The 23,316-nt window shown below is 62.8% G+C and carries 22 protein-coding genes; 17 read left to right on the top strand and 5 right to left on the bottom strand.

Going from position 1 to position 23,316, the window contains the following annotated elements:
• Nucleotides 1–44: 44 nt before the first annotated feature.
• The 4 genes from CLV78_RS09960 to CLV78_RS09945 all read left to right on the top strand — a co-directional run bounded on the left by CLV78_RS09960 (nt 45) and on the right by CLV78_RS09945 (nt 3,675).
• Complete coding sequence (locus tag CLV78_RS09960) at nt 45–296, top strand: hypothetical protein (protein WP_106204660.1); 252 nt, start codon at nt 45–47, stop codon at nt 294–296.
• Entirely contained in the window at nt 296–1,372 is a 1,077-nt protein-coding gene (locus CLV78_RS09955; RefSeq protein ID WP_106204659.1) for a branched-chain amino acid ABC transporter permease, read from the top strand. Before CLV78_RS09960 ends, CLV78_RS09955 begins: the two co-directional genes overlap by 1 nt.
• A 99-nt stretch (nt 1,373–1,471) precedes the next feature.
• The gene (locus tag CLV78_RS09950) at nt 1,472–2,758 is read left to right on the top strand and encodes an ABC transporter substrate-binding protein (protein WP_106204658.1); all 1,287 of its coding nucleotides are present in this window, start codon (nt 1,472–1,474) and stop codon (nt 2,756–2,758) included.
• Between the two features lie 74 nt (nt 2,759–2,832).
• Nucleotides 2,833–3,675, top strand: coding sequence for an ABC transporter ATP-binding protein (locus CLV78_RS09945; protein ID WP_106204657.1), 843 nt, complete (start codon nt 2,833–2,835; stop codon nt 3,673–3,675).
• Between the two features lie 62 nt (nt 3,676–3,737).
• Here the strand turns inward: CLV78_RS09945 and CLV78_RS09940 are convergent, their stop codons facing one another.
• The 3 genes from CLV78_RS09940 to yihU form a co-directional block, all read right to left on the bottom strand.
• The gene (locus tag CLV78_RS09940) at nt 3,738–4,472 is read right to left on the bottom strand and encodes a sulfite exporter TauE/SafE family protein (RefSeq protein ID WP_106204656.1); all 735 of its coding nucleotides are present in this window, start codon (nt 4,470–4,472) and stop codon (nt 3,738–3,740) included.
• Between the two features lie 12 nt (nt 4,473–4,484).
• Nucleotides 4,485–5,537: an aldose epimerase family protein gene (locus CLV78_RS09935; RefSeq protein ID WP_106204655.1), complete on the bottom strand. Its 1,053-nt coding sequence runs from the start codon at nt 5,535–5,537 to the stop codon at nt 4,485–4,487.
• Between the two features lie 81 nt (nt 5,538–5,618).
• On the bottom strand, nt 5,619–6,506 hold the full coding sequence (gene yihU, locus CLV78_RS09930) for a sulfolactaldehyde 3-reductase (RefSeq protein WP_106204654.1): 888 nt from the start codon (nt 6,504–6,506) through the stop codon (nt 5,619–5,621).
• A 262-nt stretch (nt 6,507–6,768) separates the two neighbouring features.
• On the opposite strand from yihU, the gene CLV78_RS09925 reads away from it, so the two are divergent.
• The 4 genes from CLV78_RS09925 (at nt 6,769) to CLV78_RS09910 (ending at nt 10,867) form a co-directional block, all read left to right on the top strand.
• The gene (locus tag CLV78_RS09925; RefSeq protein ID WP_106204653.1) at nt 6,769–7,542 is read left to right on the top strand and encodes a DeoR/GlpR family DNA-binding transcription regulator; all 774 of its coding nucleotides are present in this window, start codon (nt 6,769–6,771) and stop codon (nt 7,540–7,542) included.
• A gap of 139 nt (nt 7,543–7,681) precedes the next feature.
• A complete protein-coding gene (locus CLV78_RS09920) occupies nt 7,682–8,266 on the top strand; it encodes a TRAP transporter small permease (RefSeq protein ID WP_245924922.1) in 585 nt (194 codons plus the stop codon).
• Nucleotides 8,266–9,765, top strand: a complete 1,500-nt coding sequence (locus CLV78_RS09915; RefSeq protein WP_106204651.1) for a TRAP transporter large permease — start codon at nt 8,266–8,268, stop codon at nt 9,763–9,765. The genes CLV78_RS09920 and CLV78_RS09915 overlap by 1 nt, the downstream gene beginning before the upstream one ends.
• Nucleotides 9,766–9,808: 43 nt before the next feature.
• On the top strand, nt 9,809–10,867 hold the full coding sequence (locus CLV78_RS09910; RefSeq protein WP_106204650.1) for a TRAP transporter substrate-binding protein: 1,059 nt from the start codon (nt 9,809–9,811) through the stop codon (nt 10,865–10,867).
• Between the two features lie 62 nt (nt 10,868–10,929).
• Here the strand turns inward: CLV78_RS09910 and CLV78_RS09905 are convergent, their stop codons facing one another.
• A complete protein-coding gene (locus CLV78_RS09905; protein ID WP_106204649.1) occupies nt 10,930–11,415 on the bottom strand; it encodes a tetratricopeptide repeat protein in 486 nt (161 codons plus the stop codon).
• Nucleotides 11,416–11,442: 27 nt separating this feature from the next.
• Between CLV78_RS09905 and CLV78_RS09900 the strand changes: the two genes are divergently transcribed.
• The 9 genes from CLV78_RS09900 (at nt 11,443) to CLV78_RS09860 (ending at nt 22,064) form a co-directional block, all read left to right on the top strand.
• Complete coding sequence (locus CLV78_RS09900) at nt 11,443–12,732, top strand: cytochrome-c peroxidase (RefSeq protein ID WP_106204648.1); 1,290 nt, start codon at nt 11,443–11,445, stop codon at nt 12,730–12,732.
• Complete coding sequence (locus CLV78_RS09895) at nt 12,732–13,616, top strand: PfkB family carbohydrate kinase (protein ID WP_106204647.1); 885 nt, start codon at nt 12,732–12,734, stop codon at nt 13,614–13,616. The genes CLV78_RS09900 and CLV78_RS09895 overlap by 1 nt, the downstream gene beginning before the upstream one ends.
• A complete protein-coding gene (locus tag CLV78_RS09890; protein ID WP_106204895.1) occupies nt 13,616–14,641 on the top strand; it encodes a tagatose 1,6-diphosphate aldolase in 1,026 nt (341 codons plus the stop codon). The genes CLV78_RS09895 and CLV78_RS09890 overlap by 1 nt, the downstream gene beginning before the upstream one ends.
• A gap of 11 nt (nt 14,642–14,652) precedes the next feature.
• A complete protein-coding gene (locus tag CLV78_RS09885; protein ID WP_106204646.1) occupies nt 14,653–16,035 on the top strand; it encodes an L-fucose/L-arabinose isomerase family protein in 1,383 nt (460 codons plus the stop codon).
• 3 nt (nt 16,036–16,038) lie between these two features.
• Nucleotides 16,039–17,130, top strand: coding sequence for a Gfo/Idh/MocA family protein (locus CLV78_RS09880; protein ID WP_106204645.1), 1,092 nt, complete (start codon nt 16,039–16,041; stop codon nt 17,128–17,130).
• 115 nt (nt 17,131–17,245) lie between these two features.
• Complete coding sequence (locus tag CLV78_RS09875) at nt 17,246–17,608, top strand: rhodanese-like domain-containing protein (protein WP_106204644.1); 363 nt, start codon at nt 17,246–17,248, stop codon at nt 17,606–17,608.
• An 87-nt stretch (nt 17,609–17,695) separates the two neighbouring features.
• A complete protein-coding gene (locus tag CLV78_RS09870; RefSeq protein ID WP_106204643.1) occupies nt 17,696–18,673 on the top strand; it encodes an NADPH:quinone reductase in 978 nt (325 codons plus the stop codon).
• Between the two features lie 136 nt (nt 18,674–18,809).
• Complete coding sequence (locus CLV78_RS09865) at nt 18,810–20,030, top strand: phenylacetate--CoA ligase family protein (protein WP_106204642.1); 1,221 nt, start codon at nt 18,810–18,812, stop codon at nt 20,028–20,030.
• Nucleotides 20,031–20,411: 381 nt separating this feature from the next.
• Nucleotides 20,412–22,064, top strand: a complete 1,653-nt coding sequence (locus CLV78_RS09860; protein WP_106204641.1) for a peptidoglycan-binding domain-containing protein — start codon at nt 20,412–20,414, stop codon at nt 22,062–22,064.
• Between the two features lie 45 nt (nt 22,065–22,109).
• Here CLV78_RS09860 and ald read toward each other — a convergent pair whose 3' ends face one another.
• Entirely contained in the window at nt 22,110–23,228 is a 1,119-nt protein-coding gene (gene ald, locus CLV78_RS09855; RefSeq protein ID WP_106204640.1) for an alanine dehydrogenase, read from the bottom strand.
• Nucleotides 23,229–23,316 lie beyond the last annotated feature (88 nt).

Genomic DNA, 23,316 nt, shown 5'->3' with positions numbered 1-23,316 from the left:
AACCGTTCAGGTGGGAGACACGGTATATCGGGGAGGAAACCGAAGTGGCGAAGCTGGTTGCAATCCTGAACGTCGTGGCCTGGTCGGGCTTCTGGGCGTTTGGCTACCTGGCGTTGTCCTCGGGCAACGAGGCTGGCGGGCAAATGATGATCGCGCTTGTGCTCGCCATTCTTGGCGCGGCGGCCGGGCTTTGGGCGTATATGTGGCTGGTCCGGCACAACGAGCGGACGGGCTATGCGAAGCGACCGAACCGGGCCGTGCCCGAGCAATTCCGCCCAGATGGGGATTCCGCCTGATGCTCTATCGTACCGCCGGTCAGTTCAAGACCTCCTACCGCGCCGACCAGGCGCTGTTTCCGATCCGGCAGGACGCGTTTCTGCTGGGGTTGATCCTCGTCTGCGCCTGGGTCGTGTTCCCGCTCACGGCGAGCGAGTTCACTTTCCAGACGATCCTGACACCGATCCTGATCTACTCGCTGGCGGCGCTGGGGCTCAACATTCTGACCGGTTTTGCGGGGCAGCTCTCGCTCGGAACCGGGGCTTTCATGGGCGTCGGGGCCTATGCCTGCTACAAGATGATCACGCTGATGCCATGGATGAACCCGATCATCGCGATCCTGTTGTCGGGTGTATTCTCGGCTGGGGTGGGCGTGCTCTTCGGTATCCCCAGCCTGCGGATCAAGGGATTCTACCTCGCCATCGCCACCCTGGCTGCACAGTTCTTCCTTGTGTGGCTGTTCGAGAAGTGGGCCTGGCTCTACAACTACAATGCCAGCGGCGCCATCCAGGTGCCGAACCTCGACATGTTCGGCTTCTATGTCTCTGGGCCGCAGGCTAGTTCGATGACCCAGTACTACGTGGTGCTGACGATTGTCTCGCTGCTGACCTATCTCGCGATCAACCTGACGCGCGGCAACCTTGGGAGAACGTGGAAGGCCACGCGTGACATGGACATCGCCGCCGAGTTGATCGGGATCAACCTGATGAAGTCGAAACTGACGGCCTTTGCAGTGTCCTCGTACATCGTCGGGGTCGCCGGGGCGCTTTTTGTCTTCATGTGGAGGGGGGCGGCCGAGCCGAACCTCTTCGATATTCCGCTCAGCTTCCGGGTGCTCTTCATCGCGATCATCGGTGGGCTCGGGTCGATCATGGGCAACTACCTTGGAGCGATCCTGATCGTGGGGTTGCCGGTTGTCCTCAACACAGTGCCCGGCTGGCTGGGCATCCATGTGGAATCCGCGCTTTTAGAGCACTTGAACATCATGATCGTCGGGTCGCTGATCATCTTCTTCCTGATCATCGAGCCGCACGGGCTGAACCAGTTGTGGCGGCTGATACGGGAAAAACTGATTATCTGGCCGTTCCCGCATTGATGGCCGGGGCGCGTGTTGCGTCCGAAAAAAAACGGAGAATCCACACGGGGGAAATCCCCAAAAACGACAGTCGACCATGTTCATTCAGGGAGGAGAGACATGAAGACATTCAGGACGCTGGCGCTTGCCACTGCGGTGAGCCTTGTGGGAGTCGGGGCAATGGCCGAAGGGATTTTCGCGCCGAACCTGACCTATCGGACCGGGCCCTTTGCGGCGACGGGCATCCCGCTCATGGATGGTCAGAAAGACTACATGACCATGTTGAACGAGCGCGATGGCGGGATCGGCGGCGTGCCGATCATGTTCGAGGAATGCGAGACCGGCTATTCCACCGAGAAAGGTGTGGAATGCTACGAGCGGACCAAGGCCAATGCTGTTGTCACACAGCCCTGGTCCACCGGCATCACGTTGCAGGTGCTTCCCAAGACCAACACCGACATGATCCCGATCCTGGCACCCGGCTATGGGTTCTCGCCGATGGCCAACGGCAAGGTGTTCCAGTGGGCCTTCAACCCGCCCGCCTCTTACTGGGATGCGGCGTCGATGATCGTTCAGGATATCGCCGCGGGCGACCTTGGCAGTCTCAACGGCAAGAAGATCGCGCTGCTCCATCTCGACCATCCGTTCGGCAAGGAGCCGATCCCAGTACTGGAGGCCATGGCGGCGGAGTACGGGTTCGAGTTGGTGCTGATCCCGGTCGGCCTAAAGGAGATGCAGAACCAGTCCGCGCAATGGCTGCAGATCCGCAAGGAGCGTCCGGACAATGTGGTGATGTGGGGCTGGGGTGCAATGAACGCCGGCGCCATCACCGAAGCCGTGAAGACCAAGTACCCGATGGATCAGTTCATCGGCGTCTGGTGGTCGGGCCACGATGCGGATCTCAAGCAGGTCGGCGAGGCTGGCAAGGGCTACAAATCCATCTCCTGGTCGATGCCGCAGCCTGATGCGCCCCTGTTGGCCGATCTTAAGACCCACGTCTATGACAAGGGTATGAGCGAGGCAGAGGACACGAATGCGGTGTTCTACCAGCGTGGTCTGGTGATCTCGATGATCCTCGCCGAAGCCATCGCCAAGGCGCAGGAAATCCATGGCACCGGTGAGATCAACGCCGCGCAACTGCGCGACGGGCTGGAAAACCTCGATATCAGCGAGGCGCGGCTGGAGGAGTTGGGAATGTCCGGCATGGTGCCGCCATTCTCGACGTCCTGCGATAACCACACCGGGCACTCCGGTGCATGGATGCTGGAGTGGGACGGCGAGAAATTCGTTCAGGCCTCCGACTTGCTGATGGCAGACGCGGCCTTCATCGCACCGCTTGAGGCTGAGAAATCCGCCGAATACGCCGAGGCCAACGCGCCCTGGCCGGTGAACGAGAGCTGCAACTAAGGCTTTGAGCCTTCCGCCGGCGGGTCAGGGCTCGCCGGCGGATCAAGGGTTCCAACTCCAGGAAGAAGACCGACATGCTGGACACTGCCCCTTCCGTGAGCCGCGAGACCGGCGCGGAGACACTGCTCGAGGTCAACAACGTCGAGGTGATCTACAACCACGTGATCCTGGTGCTCAAAGGCGTGTCGTTGAACGTGCCGAAAGGTGGGATCACGGCGCTTCTGGGGGGCAACGGGGCCGGCAAGACGACGACCCTCAAGGCGATCTCGAACCTGCTGCATTCGGAGCGGGGCGAGGTGACCAAGGGGTCGATCAAGTACAAGGGTGAGGAGGTTCAGGACCTCGATCCCGCGAAGCTGGTGAAAAAGGGGGTCATCCAGGTGATGGAAGGCCGCCACTGCTTCGAACACCTGACCGTCGAGGAGAACCTGATGACCGGCGCCTATACCCGCAATGACGGGGCGGGCGCGGTCGCTGCGGATCTCGAGATGGTCTACTCCTATTTTCCGCGTCTCAGGGAGAGACGGAAGAGCCAGGCAGGCTATACGTCCGGAGGCGAGCAGCAGATGTGTGCGATCGGTCGCGCGCTGATGTCCCGTCCGGAGACGATCCTGCTGGACGAACCCTCCATGGGTCTCGCGCCGCAATTGGTGGAGCAGATCTTCGGGATCGTGAAGGCCGTGAACGAGGGCGAGGGCGTCAGTTTCCTTTTGGCAGAACAGAACACCAATGTGGCGCTGCGGTTCGCGCACTATGGGTACATCCTTGAGTCCGGCCGTGTCGTCATGGACGGCCCTGCCGCCGACCTGCGGGAGAATCCCGACGTGAAGGAATTCTACCTCGGAGTGGGAGACGAGGGCCGCAAGTCCTTTCGTGACGTGCGCAGCTATCGCCGTCGCAAGCGTTGGCTGAGCTGAGGCGGGCTTCACCGGAAGGTCGGTAGACGACCCGCAGCCATCGGAAGTCCAAGTGGCGCGCTTCAGGCGGCCTTGACGATCAGCATTGCCCCCACGGCCAGCAGCAGACCGTGCACGATATGGTGATAGTTGATCTCGCGATCCTTCATGCGGGTGTAGCCGTACATGCCAAGCGCAGCGCCAGCCATAAAACCAGGTACAGCCTGAATCAGCAGCGATACAACGGTTTCGGTGACTAGGCCCTTTGCCCAGAAGCTGCCGATGGCCCCGACCATCTGCAACATGAAGAAAGCCGCGAGGGTAGATTTCACCTGATCGCCTGTCCACGGCAGCATCGACGTATAGGCGATAACCGGAGGACCGGGTTCGCCGACGGCCGCACCGAGGGCACCGGAGAAAAAGCCGGTGATGGCGCTCAATCCCGGTGGGGCGGCGGCGATCAGCGCATTGGTGGAGATGAAGGCATAGAGCGATGAGGCGATCAACACGACGCCCATGGCAGCAAGGATGATGCTGGCGGGCAGGGTCCTCAGAAGCTCGGCGCCGAGCCATGAGCCGGGCAGGGACCCCAACACCAGAATGGCCACGACGTTCCACTGGATATGCGCACGCATCCGCCAAACGATCGGGAACGTGACCAGCCAGCCGAAGATTCCGGCCACGGGCACCGCCGCCCTGACATCCAGCGCAAGCGACAGCAACGGAACAGAGACAAGCGCAAGGCCGAAGCCTGTCAGCCCCTGGACGAATCCCCCGAGAAAGAGAATGGCGGAGACGATGAAGAAGGTGGGGATCATGATCCGCCCCGCTCAGCGCGTGTAGAACGCATGAACCGTCCGTTGCTCCCAGAGTTGACCTGCGCGCAGCGTCGTTGTGGGAAACTGCGGGCGGTTCGGGCTGTCAGGGAAGTGCTGGGTTTCGAGGCAAAGCCCCGCGTATGCAGGGTAGCGGGTGCCGTTGCGGCCATACCACGCGCGATTTGAAAGCTTGGCGCCATTGTAGAACTGCACCCCAGGTTGGGTGGTCCGGACGCGCATTCCGCGCCCGGAAGGTGGATGGTAGAGGTCGGCAGCAGGACGCAGCCCGTCCTCTTCTGCAGCGCCGAGGCAGAAATTGTTGTCGAAGCTGCCGTCAGGGCGGGCAATGAAGGCGTCGGACAGCCGGCGCGGTGCGCGGAAATCGAACTCGGTCCCCGCGACCGGCGCGATGGCGCCTGTGGGCAGCATACGGTCATCCACCGGAATGAACGTGTCGGCGGAGACGGAGAGTTCATGGTCCTCGACCGTCGTGCCCTCGATGCCGGAGAGGTTGTAGTAGCTGTGGTTGACGAGGTTTAGGATGGTGTCGCGATCGGACACCGCGCGGAACTCCATTCCCAGCGCGTTCGACTGGTCGAGCCAGATCGTGTGGACGACGTCGAGGCGACCCGGGTATCCGGCGTCGCCATCCGGCGAGGTGTGATAAAGGTTCAGGGCCAACGCTCCGTCCCGCTCCTCAATACCGTAGCCCCAGACCGCCTTGTCAAATCCCTGCGTCCCACCATGCAAGTGTTGTCCAGTTGGCGCTTCGTTGCACTCCAGCGTGTACGTCTTGCCATTCAGCGTGAAACGGCCCTCACAGATACGGTTGGCGAAACGGCCTGCGATGGAGCCGAAGAAAGGATGGCCCTTCAGATAGGCATCAAGCTCGCCATAGCCGAGCGTGGCATCGGCGATGTTTCCCGAGCGGTCGGGGACAAGCACGGATTGCACGATGCAACCATAGGTCAGCACTGCGACCTTCATGCCCTGGTCGTTTTCGAGCGTGATCTTCGCGACGGGGCGACCCTTCACCTCTCCGGCGGGCTCGATGTCATGGCGCATGGTGTTTCCTGTATTCCGGGCGCCGGAATGACCGTGCGCCCAATCGGACCGTAAGCCTCGCGCGGATACGCAAGGCTGGGGTCAGTGGTGCGGCAAGCCGCCGGATGCGCGCACCTGCTCAAGGATGGCGCTCCAGTCCTGACGGCCGCGGCCGGCCGCGCGCGCAGCGGAAAACTGCTCCCGCGCGGCGCTGCCCATAGGCATCGGCAGATGCATCTGGTTGGCGAGGTCGAGCGCGATGCCGATGTCCTTGTGCGCGAGGTCGATCATGAAGGCTGGAGACAGGTCGCCCTTGAGCACCTTGCCCGGCCAGGTCGTTGTGAAGTGGCCGTTGCCGGCAGGCGTGCCGCTCATGACCTTCATCGCGGTATCGAGCGGAAGGTCGATTGCCTCGCAGAGTGCCGCGGCTTCTGCCGACAAGGCGTTCAACGCGATACTCATGTAGTTGTTGATGATTTTCACCCGGATCCCGAGCCCGGCGGCACCGGTGACAACGGTTTCCGATCCCATGCAGTCAAACAGTGGCGCGAGATGTGCAACGCCGGCCTCATCCGTACCCGCCAGAACCAGCAATTGCCCCTTCTCGGCGTGGTCGGACGTACGGCCGACCGGCGCGTCCACAAAGGTGAAACCACGGGCGGTGGCCTCTTTCGCGATGCCATCGGAGGCCAGCGGATGGACGGTCGACATGTCGACGATCCAGGCGCCGTCCGGCAATGCATCGGCCGCGCCCCCCTCGTCAAACAAGACGGCCTTCACCACGTCTCCGTTGGGCAACATGGTGATCAGAACATCGACACCCGCCGCGCAATCGGCAACCGAAGCGCAGACGATCGCGCCATGGTCCGCTAGGGCGGCCATTGCAGCGGTGTCGGTGTCGTGCACCTGCACCGTATGGCCGCCTTGAACGAGGTTCCGCGCCATCGGGCGTCCCATCTGTCCAAGGCCAATGAAACCTACCTTGATCATCTCTTCCTCCTGGGCGTCGCGTTTGTTTCGTTCGATAGCCTTAAACGCGCGAGTGATCAAGATTTGAGCTTCGTTTTGCCATTGAGTCGCAGTATAGCACGCATTTATATACAAGATTCGCGCTTTAACGCGTATATACGGCGATCGATTTTTCTCGATATCCCGAGGTTCTCTGTCGTCTGGGGTTTAAACGAAACTATTGAGTTTTCAAAACTTTCGAATTAACGTTTGTCTGGAAACGTTCAAGCCGGGAGAGAGTGAGATGAAGGTCGGACGTAGCTCCAGCGCCCGACAGCAGGCAATCCTGCGTCTTCTGCGTCAGCGTGGCCGGGCAATGGTCGAGGAGATGGCGGAGCTCTTTGACACGACGCCGCAGACGATTCGGAAAGACCTGACTGTTCTCGCCGACGACGGAAAGGTGATGCGCTTTCATGGTGGCGCCTCGTTGATGGCGGGCACGGAATATACCGGCTACGAGGTGCGAAAGCAGATTGCGAGCGGGCAGAAGGAAGCGATCGGTCGCGCCGCGGCAAACCTCGTGCCCAACCACACGGCGATCATCATCAATGCGGGCACCACGACCGCGGCTGTCGCGCGCAATCTTCAACACCATACGGGGTTGAAGATCGTCGTTGACAATGTTGAACTTGCCAATGAAACAAGGGATTTTTCCGGGGCCGAGGTCATGATCCCGGGAGGGCTCGTTCGCCCGTCCGACGGCGCGCTGCTGGGGGAGCCGGCGATCGAGTTCATTCGCCAGTTCCGGGCCGACATCGCAATCGTCGGTGTCGCGGCCATCGCAAGCGACGGCGCCCTTCTTGACTATGATTTGCGGGAGGCATCGTTGACCCGCACGATCATGAAATGCTCCCGCAACGTGATCCTCGCGGCCGACTCGTCGAAGTACGATTCAATGGCGCCGGTGTCTTTCGGCCACATCGGTCAGATCCGGACCGTGGTGACGGATGCCGGTTGCCCGCCAGAGTTGAGGAGCTTGTGCGAAGCCTCGGGTGCGGGGCTGATCGTGGCCGAGTAGACCAATGTTCGTTTTTGCGACGTTCTTGTTCGTAGTTGTGCTTGACAGAAGAGTTCGCTTCGACGAGCGTTGCGCTCAAATCGAAAATCGAAACGCGCGCATTGAGTCGTGCGGGTCGGCTTCGGAGGAGGAGGAAGAAGTGCTCACGTTGTTGGGGCCGCTGTCCTGGTTCAATACCCGGATCCTGAGAATGGGCCGCACGGTGGCATGGGTCGCGCTTGCGATCATGGTGTTCGTCATTCTGCTGCAGGTCTTCTTCCGCTACGCGCTGAACAATGCGCTGGCCTGGCCAGACGAGGCGGCGCGGTTCCTCATGCTTTGGATGACCGGGCTCATGGCGCCGTCGGCCTATCGCTGGGGAGGCTTCGTCGCAATCGACATGCTTCCGCAGGCGCTGCCGCGGCTGCCAGGGTTGCTACTTTCGCTCTTCATACTGGTCTGTTCGCTGCTTGTGCTCGTGGTGGGTGTGCAACATGGCTACGAGCATACGATGGGCTTTGGCGGCAAGTTCAACTCCTCCTCGCTGCGCATCCCACTGGAGTGGCTCGGGATGGAGACCGTCAAGGTGAAGCTCCGCTTCATGTACGCCTCGATCTTCGTGGGCTTCGTCCTGCTGATCCTCGTCAATGTCGAGCTGATCCTACGCAACCTAGTGCAGATCGGCGACCCGGACGCCGACCTTCCGAGCACCGACGCTCCGGACGCTCTGCAGGGAGCCGACTGATGCTTGCATTCTTCCTGCCGCTGTTTCTTGTCTTCCTGATGATCGGGATGCCGGTCTTCTTTGCGTTGCTTCTGGCGCCGGGCCTGTTGCTGCAACTAAACGGCCAGGAGCGTGACATCGCGCTGTTATATCGTAACCTCTACAACGGGATGGACAGTTTCCCACTGATGGCGCTGCCGTTCTTCGTGCTCGCCGGCGAATTGATGAACAAGGGGGGGATCACCACCCGCCTCGTCGAGTTCTCGCAGGCGCTCATGGGGCACCTGCGTGGGGGCCTTGCCCACGTCAATATCCTCAGTTCGATCCTGTTTGCCGGGCTGTCGGGCTCGGCCGTGGCCGACACGTCCGCGCTGGGGTCCACCTTGATCCCGGCAATGGAGAAGAACGGCTATTCCAAGACGTTCGCGGCTGCGGTCACGGCTGCATCCTCCGTGATCGGACCGATTATCCCGCCCTCGGGCATCATGATCATCTATGCCTATGTCATGGGCGAGAGTGTCGCCGCATTGTTCCTGGCCGGTATCGTGCCCGGTGTGCTTGTGGGCGTTGGCCTGATGGTGATGGTTCGGCTCATGGCGGACAAGTACGATCTGCCCAAAGCGGAGCGGATCGTGAACCCGGGCCAGTCGATCAGCCCACTTGAAAGCGGCGTATCCTTCGTGCTCGCCCGGCTGAATGTCGCCGGATTGCTAATGGTGGTGTTCTCGCTCGTCAGCTCTGCGATGAAGGCGCTGGCCGGAGTGGAGCTGTCGCTCAACGGCTGGCCGGTATTCCTGGTGTTCCTTCCGATTGCACATGTCCTCTTGATGGGGTTGCGCAAGCGGGTCAGCCCCGACTTCCGGATCATTTGCAAGAAGGCGGTCGCGCCACTGCAGACCCCGATCATCATTCTCGGCGGCATCCTGATCGGGGTTTTCACCCCGACCGAGGCCTCTGCCATCGCGGTGGCCTATGCGCTGGTGATCGCGTTCTTCGTGCTGCACTCCATGAAGCTTCGGGACCTGCCGGCGATCCTGACCAAGGCCGCTGTTTCGTCTGCAACGGTGCTCCTACTTGTGGGCGCGGCCGTATCCTTCAAGACGGTTGTCAGCCTCTCCCACGCGCCGGAGACAATGGCGCATTTCATCCTTGGCCTCTCCGAGAACCCGTTGATCCTGCTCTTCCTGATCAACATCCTGCTGTTCATCGTCGGCATGTTCCTTGATGCCGGCCCCGCCATCATCATCCTTGGGCCGATCCTCGGGCCGATCTTCACCGATCTCGGCGTGCACCCGGTGCATTTCGCCATCATCATGTCGGTCAACCTCACCGTGGGGCTGGCGACGCCGCCGATGGGGCTGGTGCTCTTCGTGGCCTCGGCCGTGTCGGAGGAAAAGGTGGAGGCGATCTCCAGGGCGATCTTGCCGTTCCTTGCCGTGGAAGTGATCGTGATCTTCCTGATCACCTATTTCCCGGCGATCTGCATGACGATCCCGCGACTGACGGGGTTCGTCCAGTGAGTGTATCCTTAGAGAATCCAGACTGCTGAAAAGGGAGGAAAGCATGTTCAGGACAACCATCAAGGCCGTGACGGTCGCGGCGATGCTCGCCGGTTCGACCATCGCGGTGCAGGCGGCGGATTACACGCTGCGCGCCACCGCGAACGCGAATGAAAACGACGAGGATTATGACGGCCTCATCGTGTTCAAGAACTTCGTCGAAAGCGCCTCCAATGGCGCCGTCGAGGTCGAGATCTTCATGGGCACGCAGCTCTGCGGCAACGGCGCGGAGTGCCTGCAGGGCGTGGCGGACGGGTCGATCGACATCTACGTGTCGACCTCTGGCGGCGCGGCGGGCATCTTTCCCTACGTGCAGGTTCTGGACCTGCCGTACCTGATGACCTCGGACCGGGTCGCGGAGGCCGCGCTTCCGGGTGATTTCACCCGCACCCTGCGGGACATGGCGCTGGAGGATTCCGGCGGGATGATCCGGCTGATGACCATCGGCAACACCGGCGGCTGGCGCAACTTTGCCAATACCAAGCGTCGGGTGCAGACGCCTGCCGACATGGAAGGGCTGAAGATCCGCACGGTTGTCGCCGACCTGCCGCAGGAGTTGGTGAAGGCGCTCGGTGCCTCGCCGACCCCGATCCCCTGGCCGGAGCTGTTCACCTCGTTCCAGACCGGCGTTGTCGAAGGGTCCAAGAACGGCATCACCGACATCATGTCGATGAAATTCCCCGAGGCCGGGCTGCAATACGTGACGCTGGACGGCCATGCCTACATGGGGGCGTTGTGGTGGATGAACAACGCCAAGTTCTCAGAGATGCCCGACGAGCTGAAACAGGTCGTCGTCGATGGTTTCTATGCCTTGCAACAGGCCACCTTCGCTTCACCGAAGCGGAAGTCGATCCAGGCCTACGAAGATTTCGTTGCCGGTGGTGGCGATCTCTACGTGCCGAGCCCGGAAGAGAAGGCCGCATTCAAGGAAGCCGCCGCACCTGTCTACGACTGGTTCAAGGCCAATATCGATGGCGGCGAGGAGATCTTCAACGCGTTGACCGAGGCCGTTGCCGAGGTCGAGGCCGAACTGGCCGAGGCCAATGCCATGGATCTCAAGTGATCCCTGGCTGACATGAATTGCAGAGGGGCGGCTGCGTGCCGGCCCTCCGCCCCCCGGATCCCTCAGCGGAACGGGTACAACCACACCCTGTAATCATCAATCAGCTCATGGGCGGACTGGATTTGTTCGGTCGTCATCTTCTTTACGACTTCTTCCTGGGACATCGCGGCATCTGGGTCGCCGCCGATGGCGGACAGCGCGTACCACATGTAGGCCCGCACAAGGTCCGGCGTCGGCAGCCCGCGCCCGACCTCGTAGTACCAGCCCACGCCCGACTGCGCACCCGCATGACCTTTCATGGAGGCACGCAGGTACCATTCAAACGCCCGTCGGTCATCGCGTTCGACGCCGAGCCCGCTGGCGTACATGACACCGATCAACTCCTCGGCCTCGGCGTTGCCGGAACGGGCGGCCGGCAGAAGCTCTTCCATGGCGGCCGGGTAGTCGCCCGCGTCCATCAGGTCGCGCGCGGTCTCGATCTCGGCACGGGCGGGAAGCGCTACGGCGAGGCAAAGGGCAAGCCCGAGGGCAGGGGCAAGGCGGCGCATGGGATCTCCTCTCTCGCGATGGCATTTATGGTCGCGGTCACAGGGGCCCATGCAAGCGATCTTCCGGCGCCATTGCAAGCGGATGATTTCATCGCTTTCGATGATCGCCAAGCACAGATCGGGCAGTTGCTATTCTTCGATCCGATCCTTTCGGGCAATCGAAACATCTCCTGCGCGACCTGTCATCATCCCGACCACGGGAGCGCCGATGGTCTTCCGCTTGGCATAGGCGAGGGCGGCAGCGGCATCGGTCCCAGGCGCACCGCTGGCGAGGGCGAGGACCGGATCAGGAAGCGCATCCCGCGCAATGCGCCTGCGCTTTGGAATCTTGGCGCCAAGGAGGTCGATGTCCTGTTCCACGACGGCCGCGTGTCCGTCTCAGACATTTACGGCAACGGCTTCAACACACCGGCGCAGGAGTGGCTGCCGGACGGGCTGAACTCCCTGTTGGCGGTGCAGGCGCTGTTCCCGATGACATCGCAATTCGAGATGGCGGGAAACCCGAAGGAGAACGAGGTGGCCGGCGCGGTTCACGACCGGATCGACAATGTCTGGCCGATCATCGCCAAGCGGGTTCGCGTGATCCCGGAATATGCCGAGTTGTTCATGGCCGCCTTCGATGATGTCGACAGCCCCTTCGACATCGATATCACCCACGTGGTCAACGCGATCGCCGCCTTCGAGGGGACGGAGTTCCAGAGTTTCGACAGCCCGTTCGATGCCTACCTCTCCGGCGACAGTGCTGCGCTTACAGCCCGGCAACATGCAGGAATGGAGCTGTTCTACGGCAAAGCAGGCTGTAGCTCCTGCCATTCCGGATCGCTCCTGACCGACCATGGATTCCACGCGCTGGCGTTGCCGCATTTCGGTCCCGGCCGTACCCGTCAATGGGATTCCATCGTGCGCGACGTGGGCCACATGGCGGTGTCCGACCGGATCGACGATGCCTACCGATTCCGCACGCCCGCCCTGCGAAACGTCGCCCTCACCGCGCCGTACGGCCACAACGGGGCCTATCGGACATTGGAGGCGATGGTGCGTCACCACCTCGACCCGCGCGCCGGTTTTGATGGCTGGACGCCGCAGGAAGTGGATCTTCCTGATGTGCCATGGCTTTCTCAGGCCGATTTCATTTCGATGCAGGACGAGCGCGAACGCGGCCGTTTGGCCTCCCGGATCGACATCACCCCGGTCGAGCTCACCGATGCAGAGATCGCGGAGATCATTGCCTTCCTGCACGCCCTCACGGGCACTCAAAGCCTGAAGGGCCGACTTGGACGCCCCGACAATGTGCCCAGTGGTCTGGAGATTGACTGATGAGCGATGTTCTCGTCCTCGGTATGGCGGTTGTTGATTTCGTCATGTCCATGCAGAGCCTTCCGACGGAGGCCACGAAGTACCGTGCAGACAAGGCGCGGATCGTTGGCGGCGGCGTTGCTGCAAATGCCGCCTGTGCGATTGCCCGATTGGGGGGGGCGGCGACGCTTGGCGCGCGGCTTGGCGACGATCCATTGGGAGACCTGATCCTTGCCGATCTGCAAAAGGATGGTGTCGATACCACTCTCGTACATCGCACTCCGGACGGGCGGTCGTCTTTTTCATCCGTCTATGTCGACGCTGCGGGCGAGCGGCAGATCATGAACTTCCGCGGTGAGGGGCTGACCGAAACGACGGGCTGGATCTCGGAAGCTCCGAGAAGCAGGGCCGTGCTGGTCGATACCCGCTGGACCGAAGGTGCGGCGGCTGCGCTGGACCTTGCCCGGGATTGGGACGTGCCCGGTATCGTGGATGGAGAAGCGCCTCTCGACCCGGTGCTGATGGAGAAAGCCACCCACCTCGCGTTTTCCCGGCAGGGTCTGCGATCCGTTACCGGTACGGGTGCCATCGATGCCGGGCTGGAGATGCTCGCCCGGCGATACGGCAACTGGATCTGCGTGACCGATGGCGCGAACGGGGTCTTCTACACGACCCCGAACGGCATTGCGCATATTCCTGCCTTCAGGGTGGAGGTGGTGGACACGTTGGGCGCCGGGGATGTCTGGCACGGCGCCTTTGCGCTGTCGCTCGCAGAAGGTGCCGGCGAACCCGATGCGGTGCGCTTCGCCAACGCCGCAGCGGCCCTGAAATGCATGACCTTTGGCGGACGCGCCGGCACGCCCGACCGCTCCGCCGTGCAAACCATTCTCAAGGAGAACGAATGATGGAACTCACGCCCGGCAAACTCTGGGGTCTGCGGCGAATGGCCGACGCCAACGGGATCTTCAAGATGACCGCCACCGACCAGCGCCCGCCGATCAAGAACCCCATCAAGACCCACCTGGGCCTGGACGAGGCCCCGTGGGCGGAAGTTGCCCGCTTCAAGGGCCTGCTGGTGGAGACCTTGCAGGCGCAATCCACGGCAATGCTGCTCGATCCGCATTTCGCCATTCCCTATGCCATGGACGTCCTTGATCCCCAAAAGGGACTGATTGTGACTCTGGAGGACTCGATCTTCACCGAGACCCCGGGCGGGCGCCTGTCGTCCAATATCGACGATTGGTCGGTTGCGAAGATCAAGCGGATGGGTGGCGATGCGGTGAAGGTGCTGGCCTGGTACCGCCCGGATGCCGACGCGGACGTGGTGCGGAAGCAGCACGACTACGTGAAGCGGATCGGTGAGGATTGCGCGACATACGACATCCCCTTCCTGCTGGAAATGCTGGTGTATCCGCTGGCAAAGGACGCGCACCAGACCCGCGACTATGTCGAGATGAAAGGCAAGAAATCGGACGATGTCCTTGCGACGGTCGAGGAGTACGCCAAGCCTGACTACGGCGTGGACGTCTTCAAGCTGGAAAGCCCGGTGAATGCCGAGGATGCTGACGGCTCTGCGGCGGTGCAGGCGATCTTTGATGAAATGGGCCGGCTGGCCGGGCGTCCCTGGGTGATGCTGTCGGCCGGGGCGGGCAAGCCGGAGTTCCGAAAGGTGCTCGAACACGCGTTTGCGGCAGGGGCATCCGGCTTTCTGGCAGGTCGTGCGATCTGGCTGGACGCGTTCGAGAACTACCCGGACTGGGCGAAAATCGAGGCAGACCTGCGCGCGGGCGGTGCCGCGTACATGGCGGACATCAGCAGGTTGGCAGATGAACAGGCCGCCGCCTGGTCCGGGCACGCGTGCTACGGCGAGGGCGGCGCGACGTTCAAGCCTGCCGATGCCTCCTTCCGCCACTCCTACGACGCCTTCTAAGGGAGAGTGATGTGAAGATCGGTATTCTGCCGCTGGGGCGCCCGACGTTCGACGTGCCCTTCGCGGAGGAGAAACTGGCCGCGATGCTGGCCGCGCTCGACGCAACCGGCCACGAAATCGTGGGTCAAAGAGGGCTGCTATTTGACGAAGACGCAACCCGCAAGGCCATGTCCGGGCTTCAGGCCGCGGCCGTCGATCAGGTTCTTGTGCTACAGGTGACCTTTACCGACGCGTCGATGACCGCGCTGGCGGCATCGAGTTTCGATCAGCCATTGTCGATCTGGGCGGTGCCCGAGCCGCGGCTCGGCGGACGTTTGCGGCTCAATGCCTTCTGTGGATTGAACCTCGCAAGCCATGCGCTCGGGCTGAATGGTCGGGCATTCTCCTGGCTCTACGCGGATCCGTCCGGCGAGATCACCGCGGACCTCACGGCGCTGCTCGCAGGCGACCGCCTGGCAGGCAGGCTCGACGCGAAACCCGTGTCCGGGACGTCGGCGGATGGTGCCCGTGTGGCAGCCGCATTGCGAGGGCGCCGGATCGCCCGGATCGGAGAGCATCCGGTGGGGTTCGATACCTGCGCCTACGACGCACAGCACCTAAATGCGCTGACCGGAGTGTCCGTGGACACGCTACGGCTCGATGACCTGTTCAATGCCGCGAAGGAGGTTTCGCAAGAAGCTGCCGACGCCGTTCGCGAAGCCGCCGAAGGTGATGTCGCAGGGCTGGGCGACGTGGATCAGGAGGAGCTCGACCGGTCGCTTCGCCTCAAGGCCGGGCTAGACGATCTCCGGAAACGCGGTGGCTACGATGCCTTCGCGATCCGTTGCTGGCCGGAGACATTCACGCAATACGGTGGCGCGGTCTGTGGTCCCGCCGCGATGCTGGGGGAGGGAAAGGTACCCTGCGCCTGCGAGGCGGATGTCTTTGGCGCACTTACCCAGCTTGTACTGCTGGAGGCGGCGCAGGCGCCGGTTTTCCTCACCGACCTGGTGGACATGGATGCGGGCGACGACACCGGTGTTGTGTGGCATTGCGGCCAGGCTCCGATTTCCATGCGTGATCAGGAGGCGGAGGCAACAGCCACCGTTCATACCAACCGCAAACAGCCGCTGCTCTATCAGTTTCCGCTGAAACCCGGGCCGGTGACCTTCGTGCGGATCTCACAGGCCTTCGGCTCTGCCCGGATGGTGTTGAGCCATGGAGAGATGCTGCGTCGACCGATGGCGTTCACCGGCACCTCCGGCGTGGTCCGCTTCGATCGTCCTGCGGCCGCGGTTCTCGGCGACATCGTTGCCTGCGGGCTCGAACACCACATGGCCCTTGCCTATGGCGATCATCGCCAGACGCTGCGCGCAACAGCCGCAGAACTGGGCCTGCCTCTTCTGGAGATCTGAACGATGACACTGAGATATGGCCTGATTGGCTCCGGCATGATGGGGCAGGAGCACATTCGCAACCTCAACATCCTGGAAGGTACCGAGGTCGCGGCCTTTGCCGATCCCGACGAGGGAATGCGCGCTGTGTCGGCGCAAACGGCGGGAAACGGTACGCGGGGGTTCTCCGACTGGAAGGAGATGCTGTCGGCAGACATCTGCGACGCCTACGTGATCGTGTCGCCCAATGACACGCACCACGAGATCATGCTCGACGTGCTTTCGACCGGAAAACCGATCCTTTGTGAAAAGCCGCTTTGCACGACCTCCGACGATTGTCGCGATCTGTTGGCAAGGGCCAACGGTCGCGAGGCGCCCGTCTGGGTGGCGATGGAATACCGCTACATGCCGCCGATGCAGCGGCTGCTGGCGGAGATAGCCGCCGGACGCGTCGGCACACCGCGTATGATGACCATTCGCGAACATCGTTTCCCGTTCCTGCCCAAAGTGAACGACTGGAACCGTTTCAACGAGCGGACCGGCGGCACGCTGGTGGAGAAATGCTGTCACTTCTGGGACTTGATGCGGCACACGTTGGCAAGCGATCCGGTCCGCGTCTACGCCTCCGGTGCCGGCAACGTGAACCACAAGGACGAGACCTACGGCGGGCGCGTTCCGGATATCCTCGACAACGCCATTGTCACCGTCGATTTCGAGAATGGCGCGCGGGCAATGCTGGACCTGTGCATGTTCGCCGAGGGTGCATACTGGCAGGAGGAGATCGCCGTCACCGGCGAAAAGGCGCGGATCGAGGCGAAAGTGCCAGGTCCCGCCCGGTTCTCCACGGACGGATTGGAACGGGATGCGCAGATCGTGATCTCCGAGCGGGAAACGAAACGCGTGGTGCGGGAGAAGATCGATGTGCCGATCGAGGTGCTCCAGGCCGGTGACCATCACGGCTCCACCTTCTTCCAGCACCAGCGTTTCCGTGACCTGATCCTCGCCGGGAAGGGAGAGCCAGAGGTCAGCCTTCGGGATGGGCTTTGGTCCGTCATCGTGGGCGAGGCCGCAGAGGCCTCTGCCCGCAGCGGTGAGGCGATCGCGGTTTCCCTCTGATCTGGTACGCTGAGCGTCGGCTTTTGCTTCCCGGTCGCGACGCAGATCTCGTGGTCCTTGCAACCACGGGCTTGTCGATATATTCGGCAAAGTGAATTTGAATTGAGAGGCCCCGATGTTTGCACTGCTCAACCCTTTCGCTGCTGGCGCAGACAAGATCGCGCCGGCGGCTGCGGTCGCCATGGTCAAGTCGGGCGAGGCGGTGTTGATCGATGTGCGTGAACCGGCAGAATTCGCGCAGTCCCGGGCAGATGGGGCGGTGAATATCCCGGTCTCCCAGCTCTCTTGGATGGGGGACCCATCGAGCGCGGATAGCGCGGTGGCATTGACGACCGGCAAGCCGGTGATCCTGTATTGTGCCTCCGGTGCCCGCTCCGGCATGGCCGGAAAGCTCCTGCGCAAGCGCGGGCACAAGACCGTCTACAACCTCGGGTCGCTGAACGAGTGGCGGAATGGTGGCGGACGGGTGCTCGGCTAGTTTCTGACAGCCGACCGGGTGCCTTCCTTTCAGGAGACATCAAACCCGATCCGTGCGAACCTCGCCGCGTGAAGCGGGGGGCGTGGCATGAAAGCGGTCTGGTACGAGGAATTTGGTGACGCTGATGCGGTGCTGACTGTCGGGAAGATGCCGGATCCGGCCCCCGGACCGGGCGAGGTCTTGGTGCGTGTACATGCCAGTGCGATCAACCCGTCGGACGTGAAACTGCGTGCCGGAGCGCGCCCCGGGGCGGCGATGGAATTCCCCCGGATCATCCCCCATTCGGACGGGGCCGGCGTCATTGTTGCGGCAGGCGAGGGCGTTGATCGAAACCGCCTTGGTCAGAGGGTCTGGATCTGGAACGGGCAATGGCAACGGCCCTTCGGAACGGCTGCCGAATTGATCGCGCTCCCACAAGCGCAGGCCGTGCCCTTGCCCGATGCCGCGACATTCGCCGCGGGCGCCTGTATGGGAATTCCCGCGATCACGGCGTGGACAGCGGTGTTGGGGGATGGCCCGGTCGATGGGCAGACTATTCTCGTCACCGGGGGCGCGGGAACAGTCGGTCGGTATGCTGTACAAATGGCCCGTCTGGCGGGCGCACGGGTGATCACAACGGTGTCCTCGAAGACCAAGGCAGAGCATTCCACCGCGGAAGAATGGATCAACTACCGCGACGCCAACGTCGTCGATGCCGTGATGGAAATGACGGGCGGAGCCGGCGTGGATAGGGTGGTGGAAGTCGATTTCGGCGCCAATCAGGATGACTCTCTGGCAGTCCTGAAATCGCGCGGGACGATTGCCGCCTATGCATCGGCCCGGGTCATGACGCCGGTGCTGCAATTCTATCCCATGATGTTCAAAAACCTGACCCTGCGCGCTTTCGTGGTCTACCTTCTGGATGACGCCATGCGGGCACGGGGAAATGCCCAGCTTGCTGCCTGGCTGGAGTCGGGCGATCTCTCCCACGCGGTTGTCGATGCCGGCACTTTGTCGGACGTCCCGGCGGGTCACGACCTCGTGGCTGCGGGACAGAAGCTGGGCACGGTCGTCGTTTCGGTCTGACCGCCATGCACGCGTTGCAGGCGTGGCGATCTGCGACTTGCAATCGGGCGGAATGCGGCGTGAACTGCTGGCAGCGACGAAGAGGCAGTCAGCAAGTCACGTGCCAATGGCTGCCCTCGAAGGAGGACCTTTCGCGATGGTACGCATGTATGATGCGCTGGAAACGCGCAACGCAGACGAAAGGGCAGCGGCCCTTGCCGAAGCCCTTCCCAGCCAGGTGGCACGGGCAAAGGCCCTGTCCGGCTATGGCGAAGCTCTGGCCGATGTCGATCCTGCGGCGATCACCGACATGTCTGCTCTCGCGGCACTTCCGGTGTTGCGAAAGTCGGAGCTTGGCGCGAAGCAATCCGCGGACGAGCCTTTCGGCGGGTTCACCACGCGTCGTGCCCAGGATTTCGACCATGTCTTCCAGTCTCCCGGACCACTCTACGAACCCGGCATGATCAGCAAGGACTGGTGGCGCATGGGCCGGTTCCTCCACGCTGCGGGGATCGGTGCGGGGGATATCGTTCAGAACTGTTTTGGCTACCACTTGACGCCTGCGGGAATGATCTTCGAGAGCGGCGCGCGCGCGGTCGGTTCGGCGGTTCTTCCGGCCGGCACCGGGCAGACGGACCTTCAGGTGCGGGCGGCCGTCGACGTCGGCACCAGCGCTTATGCCGGTACGCCCGACTACCTGAAGGTGATCCTTGACCGGGCCGCGGAGATGGGCGTGAGCCTGAACATCTCCAAGGCCGCCGTGTCCGGTGGCGCGCTCTTCCCCTCGCTGCGCCAGGAATACGCGGAGCGCGGGATATCCTGCCTGCAATGCTATGCAACGGCCGACCTGGGCAACATCGCCTACGAAAGCCCGGCGATGGAAGGGATGATCGTCGATGAAGGCGTGATCGTGGAGATCGTGACGCCGGGCACCGGCAACCCCGTGGCGGAAGGAGAGGTCGGCGAGGTCCTCGTGACGACGCTCAACGCCGACTACCCGCTGATCCGTTTCGCGACCGGCGACATGAGCGCCTGGCTTCGCGGAGAGAGCCCCTGCGGCAGAACCAATGTCCGCATCAAGGGCTGGATGGGACGCGCCGACCAGACCGCCAAGGTAAAGGGCATGTTCGTTCGGCCGGAACAGGTCGCGTCGCTGGTGGCACGTCACAGTCACGTTCACAAGGCCCGCGTGATCGTCACCCGCGAGAACGAGATGGACAAGATGCACGTTCAGATCGAAGCCGACGGCGGCGACTGGACCGAATATGCCAACGACGTGCACGACCTGATGAAGCTCAAGGCATCGATCGAGGTGCTGGAGCCGGGGGCGCTGCCAAAGGATGGCATCGTCGTGGAGGACAAGCGCAGCTACGATTGACAATCTGCGCCGGCGGACCCGGTCGTTTCCCGGGCGCCGTCCCGGTTGCTTTCGTCCGCTCCGTTCAACTTCACTGGCGTGCATGGCAGTCGGACACCTTGGGTTGGATTGGCCCCCTCGCGCGGCGCGCCTTGCCGCTTGTTCCTATCCCCGCTCAAAGGCGGGCACTAGCCAGCGGAACTATCGCCGCTAGGATATTGCCCAGTGTCTTTTGGGGGTCGAAGCGCGGTTGCCACCATTCCGCACAATTCACTCGGCGTCATCGGCGGTGAGGGAGCCAGCAACGCCGGGCACGGAATTGCCGGTTTTTGCCGGCTGCTATTCAATATCGGCGGGCCAGGGCATAGGTTGCCACCAAGAAAGACCTTTACGGAGGCGACGATGAGCAGGTTTCTTTCGCTGCTGGCTGCGGCCGGTGTTCTTGTGGCGTCAGCCAGCGATGCGCTGGCGGACCGGGCGCTCGTGATCGGTGCACCCGAAGAAGAGCGGCGTGGGCTTCTGCGCGGCTCGGGAACACCCGACGTGGCACAAGCGCTCCGGGACTCCGGGTTCACGGTGATCACGGCTGATGCCGGCTCGGTCGAGGCCATGCGCTCGGCGCTGTCGGAGTTCATGGACGGGCTGGGAGACGAAAGCCGCGCTGTTGTGCACCTGTCCGGCCAGTTCGTGCGCGGCGCCGGTCAGGCGTGGCTTCTGGAGGACGGCGCGGAGCGATCGGATCTTGCCACGGTGGGCAATGTCGGGCTGTCGCTGGACGGGGTGTTGACAATCGCGGGGCGTGTGCCCGGCGCGGCCGTCGTGGCGCTCGGTGTCGAAGAGGGGGGAGCCTCTCCCGGTGACGGGCTGAGATCGGGCGTGGCCTTCACCGCCATCCCGCAGGGCGTGACTCTTGCCCGTGGGGCGCCAGAGGACGTCGCACGATTTGTTGCATCGGAGTTGCTTGAGGAAGGGCGCAGTATCCCGGATGCGATCGACGCGGCCCGGGAGATCACAGGGCGGGGTTTCCTGTCGCGCCAGTCTGCGTTCCTGCCCCTCGGTGAGGAACGCCCGATCGCTCCTCCCGACGCGGCCGAAGTCGAGCGTGCCATCTGGCAGGCGACACGGGCACAGGATACCGTCGCCGGATATCGCGGCTACCTGAAGCGTTATCCGGATGGTTTCTTTGCGGATGATGCCAAGAAGGCAATTGATGCAATCCAGACCGAACCCAATCGAGTGGCGAGGCAATCCGAAGAGGCGCTGGAGCTTTCCAGAAGCGCACGGCGGGAAATCCAACAGCAACTGACCCTGCTGGGGTACCAGCCACGCGGTGTCGATGGGATCTTCGGTTCCGGCACGCGGGCAGCCATCACCCGGTTTCAGGAAAAGGCGGGGTTCCCGGACACGGGATACCTCGACGCCCGGCAGATCGAGCGGCTTTCGCTGCTGGCAGAGCGACGTCAGGCAGAGTTGGAGGCCGATGCGGCTCGCGTGGCTCTGGAGCGGGAGAAACGCGACAGGGAGGCCTGGGCGACGCTTGGAAAGGGCGACGAGGCGGACCTGCGAACCTATCTGGAGCGCTACCCGGATGGGTTGTTCGTTGCCATCGCAAAGCAACGACTTTCGGTGATCGAAGCGGAGAACCGGGCCGCAGAGGAGGCACTGGACCGGGCAGACTGGGATCGCGCCGCTGCGGCCGGAACGGTTTCAGCCTACCGCGCCTATCTCAAGGCGCATCCCAAGGGGAGTTTCGCCGGCGAAGCCCGGGAACGGCTTGACGCGCTCGGCACGGCAGAGAGTGAAGCCGTTGTCGCGGCGCGCGCTGCGGAGGCGCAACTGGGGCTGAACGCGGTGACGCGGATGTTGGTGGAGCGTCAACTGGACGAAATGGGGCATAAACCCGGGGCCGTCGATGGCACGTTCGACGATCAGACACGCTCGGCCATCCGGCGCTTCCAGAGGCAGCATGGAATGAGTGTTACGGGTTATATGAGCACCGACGTAGTGGCGCGCATGCTTGCGGACTTCAGCGGGCTGCTGTCGCCCGGGCGTTGATGGAACCCCGGGCGACCTGCCACCTTGCGCTCGGTGGTGTCCGGGTCAGGCGGCGAGTGCAACCTCTGGAGCGGTGAACTCATACCCGAGGGCTTCGGCGACCGCCTCGCATGTGATCCGGCCATCCCAGACGTTGAGGCCATTGCGCAAATGCGGATCGGCCAGCAGTGCCTCGCGCCAGCCCTTGTCCGCCATGCGCAGGGCAAACGGGAGGGTGACATTGTTGAGCGCATAGGTCGACGTGCGCGCCACCGCGCCCGGCATGTTGGCAACGCAGTAGTGCACGATGCCGTCCACCTCGTAGGTCGGCTCGGCATGGGTCGTGGCGCGCGAGGTCTCGAAGCACCCGCCCTGGTCGATGGCAACGTCGACGAGGACGGCGCCGGGTTTCATCGTTGCGAGGTCGGCCCGGCTCACGAGTCTCGGTGCGGCGGCACCGGGGATCAGGACCGCACCGACCACCAGATCGGCCTCTGCGATCAATTCGGCAACACGGGTCCGCGTGGAATAGGCGGTCTTGGCGCGGCTCTCGAAATGTGTGGACAGACGTTCCAGCACGTCCGGATTCCGGTCGAGGATCGTGACGTCGGCGCCGAGGCCCACTGCCATTTGAGCTGCGTTGAAGCCGACAACGCCGCCGCCCAGAACCACCACACGGGCCGGGGCCACACCGGGAACACCGCCCAACAGCACGCCCCGGCCACCGTGTGCTTTTTCGAGTGCGGTGGCACCGGCCTGGATCGACATCCGGCCTGCCACCTGGCTCATCGGTTTCAGCAACGGTAGCGCTCCTGAGGGGCTGGTGACGGTCTCGTAGGCAATGGCCGTCGCGCCGGAAGCGATAAGGGCGCGGGTCTGCTCGGGGTCGGGGGCGAGGTGCAGGTAAGTGTAGAGCAACTGACCCGGGCGGAGCATCTCGGTCTCGACCGGTTGCGGCTCCTTCACCTTCACGATCATGCCCGCCTCGGCAAAGATCTCAGCTGCGGTTTCGCGTATTTCGGCGCCAGCGGCGGCATAGGCCGCATCCTCGGCGCCAATACCAATGCCCGCCTGTGTCTCGACGAGAACCGTATGGCCGTGCGCCACGAGTTCGGCCACCGATTCCGGCGTCAGCCCGACCCGGTATTCGTGATTCTTGATTTCCTTGGGAACGCCAATAAGCATGGTAGGTCCTCCTCCCTGATCGCAATGATTGAGTATCTCCCGGGCGGAACCGACTTTGATTCGTTTCTTGTGTGCGATCTGACGCGAA

It is taken from the genome of Aliiruegeria haliotis (assembly GCF_003003255.1).
In the GTDB taxonomy this organism is placed as follows: Bacteria; Pseudomonadota; Alphaproteobacteria; order Rhodobacterales; family Rhodobacteraceae; genus Tropicimonas; species Tropicimonas haliotis.
Note: the sequence above shows the minus strand (reverse complement) of the source record. Positions and strands in the feature narration are given on the sequence as shown.